The organism is Spirosoma soli, from assembly GCF_042684525.1.
Lineage (GTDB): Bacteria > Bacteroidota > Bacteroidia > Cytophagales > Spirosomataceae > Spirosoma > Spirosoma soli.
In genome coordinates, this window is sequence record NZ_JBHULN010000019.1 from 24,114 (window position 1) to 42,685 (window position 18,572).

Genomic DNA, 18,572 nt, shown 5'->3' on the forward strand with positions numbered 1-18,572 from the left:
TATGAATACTAATCGATAATATTTTACTGAACTAAACAGCTCTTAAAATGATGCGATATAAAATGACCTGTATGCAAAGAAAAAGCCACTTACAAGAATAGACTCGTAAGTGGCTCATTTTCAGTGCACTCGTAGGGATTCGAACCCCAAACCTCCTGATCCGTAGTCAGGTGCTCTATCCAATTGAGCTACGAATGCGTGTCATTCTGCAGTGTAGTCAGGTGCTCTTTCTAATTGATGTCGAGCGCGACCGCAGTGGCTGACCATCCCGGTACGAATGCATTGCTCTATGGCGTTTCCCGTTGATTGGGAGTGCAAAAGTAGGTAGAATAAAGGCCTTTGTCAACCTATTTACCCGAAAAATTTGCTTTGCGCTTCATCAGAAACGCCCCAATTCCCTCTGCCGCGTCGACCGAGCTACCTAAAGCATCTTGATTTTCAGCTTCCTGCTCCAACTGGTGATCAAGATCCGAATAGAGCGATTGATTCAAAACTTTTTTCAGCGCACCAATCGCTTTGGTAGGCGCGTTGGCGTAATAACCCACAATGTCACCAACGGCACTATCTAAGTCCGCAGCTGCTACCGAACGACTGACCAGGCCAATCTGGGCCGCTTCGGGGCCGTACACGCGTCGGCCGGTGCTGCTCAGTTCAAACGCACGCTGTGGCCCAATAAGCCGGGGCAGGAAAAACGTAGAGCCAGCGTCGGGCATGAGGCCGATGTTAACAAAGATCTGGCTGAAATAGGCGTCGTCGGTGCAGATCACCACGTCGCAAGCCAGCGCGAGCGAACAACCCGCCCCGGCCGCTACGCCATTGATGCGACCTACAACCGGCTTCTCAATATTGCGAATCGCCCGAATCATGGGGTGGTAGCCGCTACGTAGCGATTCGCCTAGATTTAGCTGACCGCCTGTAGAAGCGGCTGCTGCAAAGCCTTCTTTCAGATCAGCACCCGAGCAAAAGGCTTTGTCGCCCGCACCAGTGATCACCACAACGCGAACGGTGTCGTCGGCACTAGCTGCGTCAACGGCGTTTGTGATGTCCTGAATCAGGCCGGGGTTCAGCGCATTGTATACCTGCGGGCGGTTGAGGGTGATGCGGCAAACGCCGTCGGTTATTTCGTAGAGGAGGTTTTCGTACATGGGAATTCGCATTGAAAACACAGAGATACGGAGATTTTACGGAGAAAACACAGAAGAAAGGTTGGTAAAATTTAGCGTTCTCTGTGCAAGCTCTTTTCCTCTGTCGGTCCGCCGATGCGGTTTATAAAACGTTAGACTAACAAAAAGACCGTCACCAGGCTGACACCTAATCCCAAGGCGACACCCGCTCCGATCTGGGCTGGTGTGTGGGCATTGAGCTTCAGGCGGGCACTAGCCACAAATCCTGTCAAGAGTACCAACAGGAGTAAGGGAATGAACAGATCATCGGTGCTGAATTTAAGCATCAGGCCGCCAATGCTGCCCAATACACCACTCATGCCGACGCTGTGCGCGCTGATTTGCCAGTATAAGCTGATTAAGCCAACGAGCAGAATAGACGTCGAAATACCCCCTAACAGAACAGCAATCTCAGGCGCAACAGTCGAAACCAGCTGCATCCGAAAGGCAAATAAGAACGTCAGCACGGTGTAGATCAGCGCCGTCAGGAAGTAAGGCAACCGCCGGTCGGCGAGGTCGTTGAGGTGCAGGCTTCGGACGTAGCCGCTCCGAAACAGGTAATAAATCAGCAGCGACGGAACGGCGAACGTACCAATAAAAATAAGAATGAGCAGGCTGAGCCGCAGCGTACTCGAAAACGCATCCATGCCCAGCAGTCCTGGGGTCAGAAATAGCAAAATGCCGAACAGAAGCGTCGGCATGAGCAATGGATGGAAGACGATAGAAAGAAAACGGGCGAAAGCAGTATTCAAGAGAACAGTATTCGGTTTACAGTTTTGGGTAGCACTGACAAGGTGGTTGGTCTCACAAATTACTTACCCGAATGGCATAACTGAAAATCGTAAACCGAAAACTTTTCATAACTGCTTTCTGAGCCGGGCTACGGGAATGTTTAGTTGCTCGCGGTATTTGGCAACTGTACGCCGGGCAATGTTGTAGCCCCGATCGTTCAGGATTTTTTCGAGTTTATCGTCCGACAACGGGTTGAGTTTGGGCTCGCTGTCGATCAGATCTTTCAGAATATTCTTTACCTCCCGGCTGCTGACATCTTCGCCCGTGTCGGTCGAAATGCCTTCCGAGAAGAAGTACTTGAGGGGATAAATACCAAACTCCGTCTGAACGGCCTTGCTATTGGCCACCCGCGACACCGTCGATACGTCCATGTCGATCAGGGTCGCAATGTCTTTCAGGATCATCGGGCGAAGCTTCGACTCGTCGCCGGTCAGGAAGAAATCGTACTGGAAGCGCACGATGGCGTTCATCGTTTTCAGTAACGTCTGCTGGCGTTGCTTGATGGCGTCAATGAACCACTTGGCTGCATCAAGCTTCTGCTTCACAAACGAGACGGTTTCTTTAAGCGCCTTATTTTGCTTGCTGCTCTTGTCGTAGGTATCGAGCATATCGGCAAACGACCGGCTGATGCGTAGCTCGGGGGCATTTTTCGAGTTCAGCGACAGTTCGAGCTTGCCGTTATTATTGATCAGAATAAAATCGGGAATCAGGTACTGAGCCGTGCCCGATTCGCCTTCAACCGAACCGGGTTTGGGATTCAGCCGGATAATGATGTCGATAACTTTCTTGAGTGACTCATCGCTGATGTTGAGCCGTCGCTGAATTTTATCGTAATGCTTTTTCGAGAACTCATCGAAGAAATCGTCGATGATGCGAATGGCCAGTACGTTGTACGGATCGGACTGGTCTTTGCGCTGGAGTTGCAACAGCAAACACTCCTGAAGCGAACGGGCAGCAATGCCAGCTGGGTCGAACGACTGCACCTTTTTCAAGACCTCTTCCACTTCGTCGGCGTCGGTGAATACGTTCTGCGAGAATGCGAGATCGTTTACAATGGCCTGAATTGAGCGCCGGATGTAGCCATCAGCTTCAATACTCCCAATCAGCTGTTCGCCAATGATACGTTGCTCGTCGGTGAGGTTGAGGTACCCAAACTGTTGCAACAGTGAGTCGATCAAACTTGAGCTGGTAGCCAGCGGCATATCCCGCTCTTCTTCGTTATAGTTGCCGTCGCCCTGCATTTTATAGCCCGCGTAATCCTCGTCCTGAATGTAGCTGTCAATGTCAAGTTCGTCGTCGCGGTCTTTATAATCGTCGGCTTCGTCGTAAGGGTCGTCTTCTTTCTGGTCATACTCTTCATCCATACCCTCTTCGAGCGCCGGGTTAATCTCCAGCTCTTCTTCAATGCGAGTATCTAATTCGGCCGTAGGAATCTGCAGCAGCTTTATAAACTGAATCTGTTGCGGAGACAGTTTCTGCTGAAGGGACTGGGAAAGGCTTAACTTCTGCATGGTTGGTGGTACTGCGGGCTGAGCATTAATGGGTTACGTTGAGCAGTTGTTTGGATAGCAAAAGTGCCCCTCACAATTATCAGACCAAATTAATCAATTAATTGTTTTTGCCTGCATAAATTTTCTGTGAACACCCGGCGTGCTACCTTCGCAGCCATGACAAACAAGCTTTATGATACGTCGTTGAGTCTTCTGACGGACTTGTATCAGGTAACGATGGCCTATGGCTACTGGAAATCCGGAACCTCAGAAAAAGAGGCAGTTTTCAATCTGTATTTCAGAAAGAACCCGTTTGCCGGCGGTTTTACGGTCGCCTGCGGACTCACCAATGTGATCGGTTATATAGATAACTTCGGTCTATCGAAAAAAGATTTGCGCTATCTCGAAACATTGACTGGCAGCGATGGCCAGCCCATGTTCGAAGCCGCGTTTATTGAGTATCTGGCTAACCTCAAACTAACGCTCGATGTTGAGGCCATTCCAGAGGGCACCGTCGTGTTTCCGAACGAGCCGCTGGTGCGGGTGAAAGGTCCCATTCTGCAATGTCAGCTGCTGGAAACGCCCTTGCTTAATCTGATCAATTTTGAGTCGCTGATTGCGACGAAAGCGGCCCGACTACGATTGGTGGCCGGGAATGATACGTTACTGGAATTTGGCCTGCGTCGGGCGCAGGGGGTTGATGGAGGCATGACCGCTAGCCGGGCGGCTTACATTGGGGGCTGCGACGCAACGTCGAACGTGCTGGCTGGCAAACTCTACGACATTCCTATTCGTGGAACGCACGCTCACAGCTGGGTCATGTCGTTCGAAAATGAGCAAACGGCCTTCAATACGTATGCTGATGTGTTGCCTAATAACGTAACGCTGCTGGTCGATACGTATGACACCCTGCAGGGCGTCCGGCACGCTATTGAAACAGGTAAGCGACTTAGGGAGCAGGGGCATAAACTATCGGGTATCCGGCTCGACTCCGGCGATTTGGCTTACCTGAGCATCGAAGCCCGTAAGCTGCTCGACGAAGCCGGTTTTGATGATACGTCCATCGTGGCCAGCAACGACCTCGACGAAACCATCATCAACAGCCTCAAGCAACAGGGGGCAAAAATAGACGTATGGGGCGTTGGTACTAAGCTCGTTACGGCTTACGATCAGCCTGCGCTGGGTGGGGTTTACAAGCTGGCTGCATTACGTAACGATGGGGGCAATACGTCGGGGCTGGCGTGGGACTACAAAATGAAATTATCGGAGCAGGCCGTAAAGACATCAACCCCAGGCATTCAGCAGGTGCGCCGGTTCCGCGATGAGCGGGGTTTCCTCGCTGACATGATCTACGACCAAAGCCAAACGCATGGCGCCGACGAGAACCACAACTATGGCTCCATCGACGTGACCATGATCGACCCGCTCGACTTCACCAAGCGCCGGAGATTCGCTGCCGATCAAGATTATGAAGATCTGCTCGTACCGGTGTTCAGGAACGGGGAGTGCGTGTATGATAAACCAAACATACACGACATTCGGGCGCGGGTGCACACGCAACTTGCTCAGCTCCACCCTGGCGTGAAACGATTCGTGAACCCGCACAGCTACCCAGTGGGGCTGGAAAGAAGTTTACACGAACTGAAAACCGAGCTGATTCTGAAGCTGCGGGAGGGGTGACAATTTGGTGCGAACAAGAAAAGTGTTTTTCTTATTCGCACTAGATAAAGTAAGAAGGGTAGTTATTTAGAATAACCTAAGTACCAACCTGGTTTGTAAGAAGCAAAGTTGCCGTTTTTATCAAGGGTCAAGTTGGTACCCTTTCTAACTTCGACGGCTCCGCTGGCTTTGGTTAAGCCGACTGAGTAATATTCTAGCTTTGTTTTATCTAAAGATTGCCAAACTATGTATTGAGAATCCTCATAGCTTCGAACAAAATCTGCCGTATTTATGATGTAAGCTGCATCGGCATCCGTCACGACAGCCCCCGTCGCGAAGGCAGCAAAGGCCGGAATAGCAGAGGATAAGGCTACCCCCGATACCCTTTGCGCTTTTATACGAATTGCATCATACCGATCCTGACTCGTAACCCAAGCGCTCTTATAGACTACATTCACAGTAAATGCTTGCGCACTACCGTCTTCGGCAGTAACCGTGTATGTTACAGGTTTCGTGAAATTTTGCGTGCTGCCCGAAGCCGGTTTCGCTGTCGCTCCAGTTGGTAGTGCGAAAGTGAATTTGATAGCCGTTATATCAGTGCCTCCCGGTACGGTCATCGTATAGGAGTTAGTCGTAGCATCGAATGTTGAGGAGGCTCCCGTGAGGCCTTCTATCGCGGGCGTATCCAAACTTTTCGCGGAGCTCTTAGGTGTAACAGGGGTAGCGTCTTCCTTTGTGCATTGAGTAAGAATAAAGCTCAATAAGAATAGCAAACAAACGGTGTTAATACGAATCGTTTTCATTATTGTGTGGATTTGGTTTAACGATATTTACGGAAATAACATAAGCAATACTATTGCTTCATGCCAGATTTTGTGATGTAGAATATTTGGCCAAAGGTGTTCACAAAGGAGAGCGTACCAGCGGATTTTACATTTTCAACTTGCCAGATTATTTTTCCGCCCTGTGCGTCGTAAACCGTTACGCTACCCGGGCGTGAGCCGTCTGCACGAGTGTTCAGGACGAATACGTTGCTGCCAGTATTAATTGGATCGGTGGCAATGTAGCTCCCCATTTTCCACTTAAGTTGTCCAGTCGCAAAATCCAGCGCGTACACGTCACTGTAAAGCGGATCGAAGGTCTTACTCTTAGTTATAACGATGTCATTCTCAATGTTAGGATCGCTAATGCTCGAATTAGCCTGATAACCGCTATATGTCCATTTAGTCTTACCTGTATTAGCCTCTACAGCTACTAACTTGGGAGTAGTTGTACCGCTACCAGTGGTAAAGAGAATGGTATTTTTATAAATTGTTGGGCTCTGATCCTTTTCAAAAGTACCGGCGTAATCCCACACTGTATTTCCAGTGTCGATGTCATACGCTATCACTTTAGAGGTGGTAATCGTATAAAGTGTGTTACTGACTACGGCGGGATTTCCAGATGAGCTTCCACCATTAAACTCCCGCTTTAGCTGCCCGGTTGTAGCATCTAACGCAAAAATTTTATTATTAAAGCTTGATGTTACAAATATCAGATTGCCCGATACCGTTAGATTAGCGGTTATACTGCTGTTAGTATTATTACTCGTGACATACTCCCATTTTTTGTTCCCATAATAATCTAATGCGTAAACAGTGTTGCCATCAACCGAATAAATTAAAAATTGGGACCCATGGTAAGCTACAGGAATCGTTCCAGGGTTTGTTTTTGCAGTGGACTGCCACATGATTTGACCGCCTTGGAGATTTAAAGCATAGAAGTTATTACGAGCCCCAACGAAATAGCGATTGTCATAAATATTAGGACTGATGACACCGCCTTCACCTAAATCAGTCGATTGATTAAATTCCCATTTCACATCGCCAGTCGCGGTGTTGACCGCGTAGATGCTTTTAGGGGTGTGAACAATGAGCGTTCCTGCCTGCCGGGTCGGGTCAGAAGCTGCCTGAGCAGGAGTCTTAACTGTCTTGGCTGCACCATAATAGACCGCATCAGGGGTCTCAACGAAAGCACGATAGTAATACGTTTGATTAGGCATTAACTGATTTGCCGACAACGAAAATGAATACGGTACTTGAGTGATATTGCCTGCAACTTCGCTTTGCTCGGTTGGTAGCAGTGATGTTTTGGATATACAGAACCCATATCGAATAATGGCACCACCGCCCAAATCTTTAATGGTAGCCTTCAGCACAACCGGTGCGTTTGCCGTTACGCTGGCGACTTCTGTTTCAACGGTAGGCACTTTGAGGTCAGCGTTGTCACCGGCCACCATCACGTAGGCCTCCTGCACCGCTCTCTCCACAATGTCATAGCTAAGCCACAGATAACCCTTATTGGCCCACCGGTCACTCCAGGAGTTCTGCAGCTTGAAGGCTTTCTTCTGATCATCATAGCCCACCAGCACCATGGCATGGCCGCCACTGGCCGAGGAAGCATCATAGCTCTTCCAGATGTAGTCCCCACTGGCATCTTTCTCCTTCAGACGCATGAAGTTGTTGTCCAGCGTGGAGGCAAAGATGATGGGGTAGTCGAAGTAGAGAAAGCGCCGGAAGGTAGCCGGGCTGATGTTGATGCGCGCCCACTTCTTGATCTTGTAGGCGGCTGCCTTCTGCTTCTGCTCTGCCGTGGGCTGGGTCGAGCAGTCAGTCTCTGAGTAGGGCATGTCTTTCAGACTGCACACGCCCGCCGTCTGCAACAGATCAAGAGCATCTTTGATGGAGGAGCCATTGGCACAACCGTTTACTTTGACCTGGTTGTAGACAAAGGCTGGGCTGAAGAGGGCCTCCTGGTTGGGCTTGCCATCAGGGGCGGTGTAGTTAGCTTGTTTGGCTACTTTGTTGAAGTAGCTACGGGCGGCATAGGCTACTGCCCAGGCGGTGCAGGAGCCTTGCATTCCCTGGTTGTCAACAGGTGGCATGTTGGCCGTCAGCTCATAAGTGGCGGGCAGGTTAGGGAGCTTATCGGCGGCAATACGAGCGCCCACCAGGGGATCTTTGAGCAGGGGCAGGGCCTGGTAGGCTTCTTGGGAGAGCAGGTTGGCTCCGAGTCCCACATTCTCGCCGGGCTTGATCTGGGTGGAAGGTTGCGGAGTAGGGGTGACAGGTGTGTCTTCTCCCTTCTTGCAGCTGAGCGTGAAGAGCAGCGGAAGTACTAAACATAACAAAAAGGAGAGGAACCGACAAAAAGACAGACGTAGTAAATGTTTCATGAGAGATCAAGAGGTCAGGTTATACGTTACAAAGGCTGAAAAGACCAGCCGGTAATAGTTACTTTTTTGTTGGTTCCACCTGATCCAGTGAGGCCAGGGTAAGCAACTACTCGTTCTTCGGAAGAACCATCTGGATAGTCGAAGTTGAGAACAGACTTGTCATCAACAATCATTTCGACACGAGACGAATTTGAGTTTTGGCTTCTAGTCCGCTTTGTAATCAAGCGTACACGGTGGGGCTTTCCATCGAATAGTTCGATTGGTAAAGAATAGGTTGTATTTCCGTAATAAATGAGTTTGTTATATAGTTTGACGGACGAAATTTGAGAGAAAACATTATTTACATCACGATTGAATACCACATTAACTTCGGGCGAAAGCGATGTGGACAAAACTGTGAAAGCGGTTTCGTAGCCGTTCGTAATATCAAACGAATTCGCTTTCCAAAAAACAGAGGCTTGATTGCTTCCGCTGAGCTGAAGTAAATCAATGCCATCAGTCGTTGTTGAGGCTCCGTTGGAAATAAGTAAAGCAAGTCGAAACAAACCAAAGTCATCAATAGAGAACTTGTCAACTGATCGGTTTACCTCCTGCATACGAAGTGCCCGTTGAGCAAACTCCGCATTACCTGTAGAGGCTACATCAGTAATGCAGTATTCTAAAACAATGGGATCAGTTACCCCACTTTGACGGCAAATACGCTCAGCGTCTGCACGGGCCTGTTGCGTAATCTGAACTTCGAATAATGGGAAGTCTCGGACGGTGTACGAATCCGTATTTTTACCAGTGTCATATAAAAACATAGACTCAGTTTGTGTGATACGCCAGCTGTCGGCATATTCTGGGTAGAATGCCTTGAATGAGTTGCCAATAGATTGTCCGTTCGCTTTTGTTAGATCGTTTGCTGGGTTCCGATCATAATTACCTAGCAGTCCACGTAACTTTGAGCGTCTACTTGAGCTTGGGGTAATGTAATAATCAAAACTGGTCGCAAATGCTCGAATCTCTATTTTATCGCCAGTAGCCGTACGAATGAAATAATTGCCCGGAGTTTGTCGGCTAATGGTGCCGTTACTGCTTAATGGAAGCAGAGAGGTACCATCAGGAACTGGCTGCCGGTCAACGTATAAGCGGTTTGGAGGGTAAAAGCACACTATGTTTTGACCCGTACGAACGGCCAGACCTGTATTTACAGACACTGTTTTTGAGTTATTAACCGGCTCCTGACGGACCTGTACTTCAAAGTTGTCATTGGTCGATTGTGTTGCTGTGAATTCACCTGCAGCCATGAAGCTATATCGATTCCGGTCAAACGTAGTTAAGTGAGGATCACCCGTGCTGGTTGAGGTGGACGTACTGTCCACTTCGTTGGAGTCCGGTTCGCAAAGTTTAACCCCTGGAATAATGCGCTCATCAAGTGACTTGCTTAAGATCCAGGAAATAGGTTTCCGTTCTTTTACACCGAAAATATCCATGCCAGCGAACAACTCAGTTGTCAGCCCGTACGATGGGGTTAGGGAAAGCCCTTTTTTCTCCGTTGAGCAAACCGCCGTCAATCGGCCAAACAAGTAAAGAGAACCTCCAAATACAAATGCTTCTGAATTGTAGAAACCAATGCTCAGTTCGCTAACGACTCCTGATTCGATGTAGCCTTCCATTTCTGCTTGAAATGAAGGATTGTTTTGTGGACTATCGTCCTTTTGAATTTTAGTAAAGCCTTGAATATTATTATAAGCTAATCCATACTCATAGCTATCCTGCCAGTTAACAAGCGTAGCCTCTACCTTCCCTTTCAAACCAGCAGCCGCTCGTAATTTTAAGGTCAGAGTTGGCGTAATGACAATGGGTATAGGCAGAGGGCCAACAAAGACAACGCGGGTGATTACAAACTTCTTTTTTAGGAAGGGGAACTCGTCTGAACCGCTCACCTCTGCGGATGCTGAAGCCCCTGCACTAGCTGTGCGCGTAATTGTTACTTTAGCCAACGCATCTTTCAATGATGCTTGTTTGATATTGAGACCAAATGAGAACACAAAATTTATTCCCCCCTTTGCCCAACCAGTCACTTGCCCCTGAGCACCACCATTCGCACTGGCAAAGTTGAATGTTTGGCTATACGTCATGGACTCGCCAAGAGATTCATCGAATGAAAACTCAATGTCATCGAAGACATCAGTCCAGGAAGCAGGCTCTGTATCTACTTCAACTCCGTTAGAAGTTTGATTGACACGAGTTGCTTTGGCCATATAGCCGTTGGGCGTTTCAGCCGTTACACCACCTATCATTATGTTGCCTGGCTGGATGGTGGTTACGGCGAGTCGGGCTGCTTGACGACCACCCCGGAGTTGTGTACCGGCTTTAAATACAATTCGGTTGGGACTAATAGAAACTATGTTGGCCGCCGTCTCTTCGTCTATGACGTAAACCGTAGTGCGCAGCGTCGGTGCCCCTTTAGTGGGAATGATTTGAGCCGGTTTTATGTCGCCTAAGCGGGGGAGTTCGGGTTTAACGTCTGGTTCAGAATCTTTTTTACAGCTAAACGGTAGCAGGCATAAGAGGAAGAGCGCGAAAAAACGAAGAACGGATGACATAGCGTGTTAGTGTAATTTTTACCGCGTTACAATGTTACTTTCTTCAACACGCCGTAATCGATGATATATAATTCATCATTATGCCAAAACATATCTTCCACGCGAAACAGACCAGCATTTTTACCTACACCATCGCTCGTGATCCATTCCGGTTTACCCGCTAACGTGGTAACGCGTCCGTCAGCGTCAATTCGTCGCAGAAAATGGGGGGCGTTCAGTACTCCTCCTGAGCCTCCTGGCCTATATAGGTCAACAACATATAAGACACCGGTTCTATCGATGAGTAGATGAGTAGGATTCCAAAAATCTACGGATGGAAGTTGCCCGTCAACATAATGGCTAACAGGCTTCTCCTGATCAAACTGAATGACATCTTTTCCGTCGGATTGAGTATAAATTGACCGGCCAGCAACGGAAGTTACTCCTGAGGACGATATTTTTCGGACTCGATTTTTGTCCAGTACATATAAATTGTTAGTCTGATCAGCAGCAATTGAAACGGGATTGTAAAAGGTGGCCGTTGCAAGAGAGCCATCAGCGTATTGACGACTGGTTCGATTACCACAGTAGGTAGTGACTGCCCCGTCCGGAGTTATTTTTCGGATCGTATATAAATCGATAACCCATAATGTATTTTGTGTATCAATCGTCATATCAACGATTGTCGAGAAGCGGGCCTGATCTCCTTTCCCGTCCAAAATTGCAGGGTCACTACCGCTCGTTATTCGTTTCCCACCAGCTATCGTAGTGACCGTTCCATCAACTGTTATCCGGCGAATCAAATCTCCGTTATCAACCACAAAGATATTACCTTGATTATCAGCAGCCATTTTTGACACCCCTTTAAATCGGGCGGCTTCTCCTTTGCCGTCTTTGATTTCGTTCGTTGAGAATCCGTTTATGCCCGCGAATAGGGTCTTACTGGTTTGCCCATCCTTCATTTGGTAGATTCCACCGCCACCATCCGTCAAATAGAATGTTTTATTGATAGAAGAATACGTAGCTGCCCCAGCGACTTGAGATACTCCCCGCAGAACAGTGCTGACACTTGAATTACCTGAGTAGATTATAGAGGGCGGTGTTTGGTAGCGGCATCCTTTAGTACTGCTTCCGTCTGCAACACCGTATATTGATTCTTGGCCTTGGCTTGTTTTTAGGTAAGCATACACCAAATAAGCCATGGCCGGCTTTAGGTTATTGGCTATCGTTTGAAAGGTGGTTGGATTATTAATTGCACCTAGGCTATACCGGGGTGATTTATCGAGAGGTAGATTAGTATCTTCTTGTCTAGCCGATTGCTGAACCAAAATAAAACCATGGTCAGAAAAGAAAGAGTTTAGGCCAGTACTAATCACACGGGCTTTTAAAGGAAGATTATTGTTGTAGTAAAGACCTTCATCCCTACCCAATTCTTGGGGCAAAGGATCACAAATTACATTAAACTTAGTATCAATGCTGCCGTTAGTATAAGCTTTTATTTGACCATAAAATATTCCTTCCGGTGTTTCTATATATGCTCGGTATGAGAATTGAGTAGGCACAGATGTACCCGCGTAAACGACTGTGAATGCAAATGGAAGCGTTGATATAGCCTTTTCGGCTTCAATCTTAGTAGATTGATCTGTCAGATTGCCAACCCCGATCTGAATTCCATACCGAATGACAGCAGCTCCACCTAGCTCTTTTATTGATCCTGATATATCAACCTTTTGCTCATTTATCTTTGTAGCAGTTCCTGTTTCAACAGTTGGCACTTTGAGGTCAGCGTTGTCACCGGCCACCATCACGTAGGCCTCCTGCACCGCTCTCTCCACAATGTCATAGCTAAGCCACAGATAACCCTTATTGGCCCACCGGTCACTCCAGGAGTTCTGCAGCTTGAAGGCTTTCTTCTGATCATCATAGCCCACCAGCACCATGGCATGGCCGCCACTGGCCGAGGAAGCATCATAGCTCTTCCAGATGTAGTCCCCACTGGCATCTTTCTCCTTCAGACGCATGAAGTTGTTGTCCAGCGTGGAGGCAAAGATGATGGGGTAGTCGAAGTAGAGAAAGCGCCGGAAGGTAGCCGGGCTGATGTTGATGCGCGCCCACTTCTTGATCTTGTAGGCGGCTGCCTTCTGCTTCTGCTCTGCCGTGGGCTGGGTCGAGCAGTCAGTCTCTGAGTAGGGCATGTCTTTCAGACTGCACACGCCCGCCGTCTGCAACAGATCAAGAGCATCTTTGATGGAGGAGCCATTGGCACAACCGTTTACTTTGACCTGGTTGTAGACAAAGGCCGGGCTGAAGAGGGCCTCCTGGTTGGGCTTGCCATCAGGGGCGGTGTAGTTAGCTTGTTTGGCTACTTTGTTGAAGTAGCTACGGGCGGCATAGGCTACTGCCCAGGCGGTGCAGGAGCCTTGCATTCCCTGGTTGTCAACAGGTGGCATGTTGGCCGTCAGCTCATAAGTGGCGGGCAGGTTAGGGAGCTTATCGGCGGCAATGCGAGCGCCCACCAGGGGATCTTTGAGCAGGGGCAGGGCCTGGTAGGCTTCTTTGGGGAGGAGGTTGGCTCCGAGTCCCACATTCTCGCCGGGCTTGATCTGGGTGGAAGGTTGCGGAGTAGGGGTGACAGGTGTGTCTTCTCCCTTCTTGCACTCAACCAGCATGATACCGATAAGAAACAAAAAAGCAAAAAGCCGTAAGACGGGACGTAAAGGTCTTACCATATTACAAAAAATGATGTGGATAGATATAGACTAAGAAAGCAGGAGCCCATAAACATTGAAATAGACAATCAATCACATGGCCATTTGCTTGCTAATCTTCTTCAAACTTGTTTCATTTTGTAACCATTAGCAATCAGCGCTTTACCAGCCCAAGGCTTTTTCTTACAAACACAAATATTTTTCTTGTAGAAAATACGCATAGAACGCTCTGAGTATTATTATATTTGACGTAGTTGTCTCGCACATCTGATCCACACCCTAATGTCTCGTTCATCTTTGACCCTCAACTGTCTCTTCGTGTTGTGGGTCTTTACCTCCGGCGTTAGTATCGCCCAGCAAGCAGCCCGGCTGAAGGTGCAGCCTGACCGACTTCAGAAAGCAAAAGAAGCTGAGCAGGAAGCTATTCGGAAGAAGGACTCCGTTGGGTTGGCTCAAGCGTATTACCTGTACGGAAGAACATACGTCTTTGCGGGTGACTACCAGGCTTCACAGGGCTATTTTCTAAAATCACTGCAACTACTCGAACCACGGGGCGACTCGTTCGAATTGAGCCGGATCTATGTTCGGCTTAGCGAAAACGAAGGCCGACTGGGCCGAGCGGCCGACGCATTACGCTATGCAAAATTGTCGTTAGCCGTTGCCCAGCGACTTCGCTCTCCTAAGGCGCTGGGGCTTGCCTATGGGGTTATGGCTGGAATCTATGAAAACAAATGGAATGGCCAGGTTCGCAACGGTAGCGCGGTATATGACAGCATCCTGTATTACTACCACAAAAGAGCAGCCATTTACCGGTCATTGAATGATACGTTAGGCGTTGCAGAAGCCAATCTTCAACTGGGCACACTCTTCACCAAAGCTAAAGACGTAAGGGCCATCCCTTATCTGGAAAAGTCGCTGCATTTGATGGAGCTGATTCATCGGGAAAACCTAAAGCCAAATGTGTTGATGCATTTGGCTTCGGCTTATCTTGTGTTCGGCAAACACCAGTTAGGCTTTCAGACGCTTCAGAAAGCCGGGCAGCTTTACAACCAGAACAAGCTGGACGAATATGATACCGCTCTCAGCTTAGAAAACGAGTATGTTCTGTATTACCAGACAACTGGTCATTGGAGAGAAGCCTTCGAGCATCTAAAGAAAATGAACGCGCTCGAAAAGGGCGAATGGCTATCAGATCGGGAAGCGACAATTGCCCGGTTGAACGTAGAATACGAAACCCAAAAGAAAGAAGCGCTGCTAAACGCACAAAAAAGCGAACTGGCGCTACGTGATGAAAACCTACGTACTCAGCAACGATTTACCATGGCTACGTCGGCCTTATTGGTTATGACGGCCGGAATGAGTCTGGTATTCTTTCGGCTCAATCGCAAAAATCAACGAATTAGCCGACAAAATCAGGAGCTGGTAAAAGAGCAGAACCACCGTGTTAAGAACAACCTGCAAGTGGTGTCGAGTCTCTTGAGCCTCCAATCGAAACGGCTGACGGATGAAGCTGCCAAAAAAGCGGTAGAGGAAAGCCGGTTACGGGTGCAGTCGATGGCTATTCTGCATCAGCGGCTCTACGACGGCGACAGGCTGGCTCAGGTGCATCTGGAGGAGTTTATCCAAGAGCTGGTGGAAGGGGTGCTAAAAGCCTATGGGTTTCCTTCGGTTGATACCCGGCTAGAGATCGATGACATTACGCTGCCGGCCGACAAAGCCGTTCCGCTGGGGCTAATTCTGAATGAACTGACGACCAATGCCTGCAAATACGCTTTCCCTACGACCCAACACCCGTCTTATCTCATTGGCTGTAGGCAGGAAAAACACACTATTCATCTAAACGTAACGGATAATGGTCCCGGACTGGAGGGTCCCGGACTGGAGGGTCCCGGACTGGAGGGTCCCGGACTGGAGAGTTCGGGTCGGACCGACGCTCGGTTGGAGGGTAAGGGCCAGTCGAGCGATAGATGGGACGTTATCAGAAAAGATTCTTTCGGTATGCAACTGATTCGGGCACAGGTTATTCAGCTTCATGGTACCTACCAGTTTGCATCCAACAAAGGCACTGTGTTTACCCTCACCTTTACTGTTTAACTGTCGATGACCTCGTTAAAAATTTTGATTGTAGAAGATGAAACCATTACGGCCATGGATCTCCGCGAGACGCTGGAGGAGGCTGGACATACGGTCGTTGGAGTTGCCCGTAATTTTCAGCAGGCATTGGAATTCGTTATAAAATACTCGCCCGATCTGGCCCTGGTTGACATTCAGCTGGACGGGTCCATCGCGAATGGCATTGACACGGCGAAGGAGTTAGTAGCCCGCCGTCGGATGCCCATTATTTACCTGACCGCTAATTCAGAGCCTGAAACGTTTCAATTGGCCAAACAAACGCTGCCAGCTGCATACATGCTCAAACCGTTCCGGCACGATGAGCTAAAGCTACAAGTGGAATTAGCGTATTATTCGCAGGCCAATGCGATCAATGCGGGTGATTTCAGCGGTTCTCAATACGTGTACTTACCCGATGATGAAGGCTACGAACGGGTAGACACAAACGATGTTCTTTATTTAAGAGCCGATGGGGCTTACGCAAAAGTGTTCACAACGTCGCGGGAAACGCCTTACCATGTTAGTACCAATCTGAGCCATTTAACCCAGTATTTCGCTACCCCTAACTTTTATCGTCTGTCGCGGTCGCTACTCATTAACCTCACGTATCTGGCCCGTATCGAGCGTAATTATCTGTATCTGACCGGGCATGCTGCTCCACTCCAAATTCCAGCGGCTAACCGCAAAGAGCTGATGAAGAAACTAACCGTGGTCCGAACTAAGTAGAGTAGGGCGAAGCTAGTCGGAAAGGCAATCGGTTCTAAACCAATATGATACATTAGTAATGATCCGCTCTGGTTTCTTCTCTATTTCTTAATACGAAACTAACAGCTTGTATCAAAACTTTCCGTTGCTTTACCGTCCCGCTCCGGCGTTCGGGTTTTTTCTGATCTTTCTTCTCTAACCAATGCAACCGATTAGATTAGTGGTTTTTGACATGGCCGGCACCACCGTGACCGACCACCACGAGGTAGAGCGGTGCTTCGCGCAGGCAGCTGCTCAAACTGGCCTCTTCGTTACTGACGAGCGAATTCTGGCCATGCAGGGACTGGCTAAACGGTATGTGTTTGAGACGCTCTGGAAAGAGCAGTTGGGTGAACTGCACCCTGACGTTTCCCGGCAGGTAGATGCGTCGTATGCAACCTTCCGGGGCATCCTTGAAAATCATTACCTAACCAACGGAGCTACTCCAACAGAAGGTTGTCTGGAGGTATTCAGCTATCTGCGTGAGCGAGGTATTTCTGTTGCCCTCACCACTGGCTTTTACCGGGTCGTCACGGACATTATCCTCAAGAAGCTTGGGTGGCTGGACGGCCTCAACGGACAGCGCGTTGGTGGACCTGAAAGCCTTATTCAGGCGTCGATTGCAAGTGATGAAGTCGAGCGCGGACGGCCTTACCCATTCATGATTGAGCGGGCTATGCACTTGCTGGGCGTTAGTAACCCCAAAGTGGTTGCTAATATCGGCGATACGCCCTCCGATTTGCTGTCGGGGCGGGCAGCAGGCGTAGCGCTTAACCTCGGCGTTACCAATGGGACCCATTCGCGCGACCAGCTCGACGCTCACCCCCATGATTATTTGCTCTCATCACTCACCGAGCTACCTTCAATTATCAATAAACGACCAACAGCCAGCAGTCTTATCGCTTCGTGAACGCCTTAATCACTGCTCACTGCAACTATGTACGACTTGATTATCATTGGTGCCGGGGCGCTCGGTACGTTCCATGCTTACCATGCAGCCAAGGCCGGCCAACGCGTATTACTGCTCGAAAAAGATAGGTTTCCTGTAGGGGCAACTGTGCGTAACTTTGGTCAGGTGGTGCCATCTGGATTAGCCGGTCGGTGGTTCGACTACGGCCGGCGAAGCCTGGAAATCTATCGGGACATTCAACAGCAAACCGACATAACTGTCCGGGCGAACGGTACCATATACATTGCGTCGGATGCCGATGAGTGGACGCTGGCCAATGAGCTGCACGACCGTTACCAACGCCTGGGCTACGCCAGTGAATTACTCAGCAAGACGCAGTGCCTGGCCAAATACCCAACTCTGCAAGCCAATTACGTAATGGGTGGGTTGTTCTTCCCCGATGAGCTGAGCGTGGAGCCGGAGCAGATGATTCATCGACTGATTGCTTACGTTCAAAAGAAATACAGGGTTGATTATCGGTCCGGTTCAGCGGTGATTGATTGCCAATCAAATTACAATGGGGCCATCGTAACCCTGGCCAACCGACAGCGCTTCCAGGCGGGGCGGGTGCTGATTTGCAGCGGTCATGAAGTCCGGTTGCTCTTTCCCGAAGTACTGGCCGAAGCAAACTTAGTAGTTAGTAAGTTACAGATGCTGCTGGCTGAACCCGTCATGGGTTTATTGCTGCCCGGTAATATACTAACGGGACTTACTATACGTCGATACGAAGCGTTTCAGGAGTGTCCGTCTTATGCCAGCATAAGTACGCCCGATTCGCTGGCTGAACTGAAAAAATGGGGCATCCATATTCTGTTCAAGCAGGCTATTGATGGCTCAATCATCCTTGGCGATTCGCACGAGTACGCTAACGCTACGCAGGCCGAAGATCTGGGCTATCACACGCAGGATTTTATCAATGACTTAATGATAGCCGAAGCTCGTCGGATTGTTAGCTTCCCAATAACGATCAAAAAAACGTGGGCGGGTTTCTACAGCCAGACCCAGGCCGAAATTTTTGAACACGATGCCGACGAACACATTCGTATCGTGACAGGCATCGGCGGTAAAGGGATGAGTTCGGGAGCGGGCTATGCGGAAGACAGCGTTCGGCAGTGGCTGGGCGTTGGGGTTGAATAAATACGTTTTTGGCGTCATAAACGCCCGCCGTATA

General features: G+C 49.0%; 12 protein-coding genes and 1 tRNA gene. 5 read left to right on the forward strand and 8 right to left on the reverse strand.

What is annotated here, in order from left to right:
• Positions 1-124: 124 nt before the first annotated feature.
• The 4 genes from ACFSUS_RS23310 to rpoN all read right to left on the reverse strand — a co-directional run bounded on the left by ACFSUS_RS23310 (position 125) and on the right by rpoN (position 3,466).
• Positions 125-198: transfer RNA gene (locus ACFSUS_RS23310), tRNA-Arg, on the reverse strand.
• A 149-nt stretch (positions 199-347) separates the two neighbouring features.
• The gene (locus tag ACFSUS_RS23315) at positions 348-1,145 is read right to left on the reverse strand and encodes an enoyl-CoA hydratase/isomerase family protein (protein WP_381526510.1); all 798 of its coding nucleotides are present in this window, start codon (positions 1,143-1,145) and stop codon (positions 348-350) included.
• Between the two features lie 131 nt (positions 1,146-1,276).
• A complete protein-coding gene (locus tag ACFSUS_RS23320; RefSeq protein WP_381526379.1) occupies positions 1,277-1,864 on the reverse strand; it encodes a hypothetical protein in 588 nt (195 codons plus the stop codon).
• Positions 1,865-2,020: 156 nt separating this feature from the next.
• On the reverse strand, positions 2,021-3,466 hold the full coding sequence (rpoN, locus tag ACFSUS_RS23325) for an RNA polymerase factor sigma-54 (protein ID WP_381526381.1): 1,446 nt from the start codon (positions 3,464-3,466) through the stop codon (positions 2,021-2,023).
• Positions 3,467-3,622: 156 nt separating this feature from the next.
• On the opposite strand from rpoN, the gene ACFSUS_RS23330 reads away from it, so the two are divergent.
• A complete protein-coding gene (locus ACFSUS_RS23330) occupies positions 3,623-5,125 on the forward strand; it encodes a nicotinate phosphoribosyltransferase (protein ID WP_381526383.1) in 1,503 nt (500 codons plus the stop codon).
• A 62-nt stretch (positions 5,126-5,187) separates the two neighbouring features.
• On the opposite strand, the gene ACFSUS_RS23335 is transcribed toward ACFSUS_RS23330, so the two are convergent.
• The 4 genes from ACFSUS_RS23335 to ACFSUS_RS23350 are packed head-to-tail and all read right to left on the reverse strand — an operon-like array spanning position 5,188 to position 13,617.
• Positions 5,188-5,907, reverse strand: coding sequence for a hypothetical protein (locus tag ACFSUS_RS23335; RefSeq protein WP_381526385.1), 720 nt, complete (start codon positions 5,905-5,907; stop codon positions 5,188-5,190).
• A 50-nt stretch (positions 5,908-5,957) separates the two neighbouring features.
• Positions 5,958-8,318, reverse strand: a complete 2,361-nt coding sequence (locus tag ACFSUS_RS23340) for an outer membrane protein assembly factor BamB family protein (protein WP_381526387.1) — start codon at positions 8,316-8,318, stop codon at positions 5,958-5,960.
• A gap of 26 nt (positions 8,319-8,344) precedes the next feature.
• On the reverse strand, positions 8,345-10,909 hold the full coding sequence (locus ACFSUS_RS23345; protein ID WP_381526389.1) for a VWD domain-containing protein: 2,565 nt from the start codon (positions 10,907-10,909) through the stop codon (positions 8,345-8,347).
• Between the two features lie 26 nt (positions 10,910-10,935).
• Positions 10,936-13,617: a C1 family peptidase gene (locus ACFSUS_RS23350; protein WP_381526390.1), complete on the reverse strand. Its 2,682-nt coding sequence runs from the start codon at positions 13,615-13,617 to the stop codon at positions 10,936-10,938.
• 261 nt (positions 13,618-13,878) lie between these two features.
• Between ACFSUS_RS23350 and ACFSUS_RS23355 the strand changes: the two genes are divergently transcribed.
• The 4 genes from ACFSUS_RS23355 (at position 13,879) to ACFSUS_RS23370 (ending at position 18,538) form a co-directional block, all read left to right on the forward strand.
• Complete coding sequence (locus ACFSUS_RS23355; RefSeq protein WP_381526392.1) at positions 13,879-15,690, forward strand: sensor histidine kinase; 1,812 nt, start codon at positions 13,879-13,881, stop codon at positions 15,688-15,690.
• A 6-nt stretch (positions 15,691-15,696) separates the two neighbouring features.
• Positions 15,697-16,434 (forward strand): response regulator, encoded by a 738-nt coding sequence (locus ACFSUS_RS23360; RefSeq protein ID WP_381526394.1) that lies wholly within the window; start codon positions 15,697-15,699, stop codon positions 16,432-16,434.
• A gap of 181 nt (positions 16,435-16,615) precedes the next feature.
• On the forward strand, positions 16,616-17,362 hold the full coding sequence (locus tag ACFSUS_RS23365) for an HAD family hydrolase (RefSeq protein ID WP_381526396.1): 747 nt from the start codon (positions 16,616-16,618) through the stop codon (positions 17,360-17,362).
• A 27-nt stretch (positions 17,363-17,389) separates the two neighbouring features.
• Positions 17,390-18,538 (forward strand): TIGR03364 family FAD-dependent oxidoreductase, encoded by a 1,149-nt coding sequence (locus ACFSUS_RS23370; protein WP_381526398.1) that lies wholly within the window; start codon positions 17,390-17,392, stop codon positions 18,536-18,538.
• Positions 18,539-18,572 lie beyond the last annotated feature (34 nt).

Excerpts from the sequence above, each read along its gene's own strand:
- ACFSUS_RS23315 (WP_381526510.1), bottom strand. The coding sequence starts at position 1,145 with ATGTACGAAAACCTCCTCTACGAAATAACCGACGGCGTTTGCCGCATC.
- ACFSUS_RS23320 (WP_381526379.1), bottom strand. The coding sequence starts at position 1,864 with ATGCCGACGCTTCTGTTCGGCATTTTGCTATTTCTGACCCCAGGACTG.
- rpoN (WP_381526381.1), bottom strand. The coding sequence starts at position 3,466 with ATGCAGAAGTTAAGCCTTTCCCAGTCCCTTCAGCAGAAACTGTCTCCG.
- ACFSUS_RS23330 (WP_381526383.1), top strand. The coding sequence starts at position 3,623 with ATGACAAACAAGCTTTATGATACGTCGTTGAGTCTTCTGACGGACTTG.
- ACFSUS_RS23335 (WP_381526385.1), bottom strand. The coding sequence starts at position 5,907 with ATGAAAACGATTCGTATTAACACCGTTTGTTTGCTATTCTTATTGAGC.
- ACFSUS_RS23340 (WP_381526387.1), bottom strand. The coding sequence starts at position 8,318 with ATGAAACATTTACTACGTCTGTCTTTTTGTCGGTTCCTCTCCTTTTTG.
- ACFSUS_RS23345 (WP_381526389.1), bottom strand. The coding sequence starts at position 10,909 with ATGTCATCCGTTCTTCGTTTTTTCGCGCTCTTCCTCTTATGCCTGCTA.
- ACFSUS_RS23350 (WP_381526390.1), bottom strand. The coding sequence starts at position 13,617 with ATGGTAAGACCTTTACGTCCCGTCTTACGGCTTTTTGCTTTTTTGTTT.
- ACFSUS_RS23355 (WP_381526392.1), top strand. The coding sequence starts at position 13,879 with ATGTCTCGTTCATCTTTGACCCTCAACTGTCTCTTCGTGTTGTGGGTC.
- ACFSUS_RS23360 (WP_381526394.1), top strand. The coding sequence starts at position 15,697 with ATGACCTCGTTAAAAATTTTGATTGTAGAAGATGAAACCATTACGGCC.
- ACFSUS_RS23365 (WP_381526396.1), top strand. The coding sequence starts at position 16,616 with ATGCAACCGATTAGATTAGTGGTTTTTGACATGGCCGGCACCACCGTG.
- ACFSUS_RS23370 (WP_381526398.1), top strand. The coding sequence starts at position 17,390 with ATGTACGACTTGATTATCATTGGTGCCGGGGCGCTCGGTACGTTCCAT.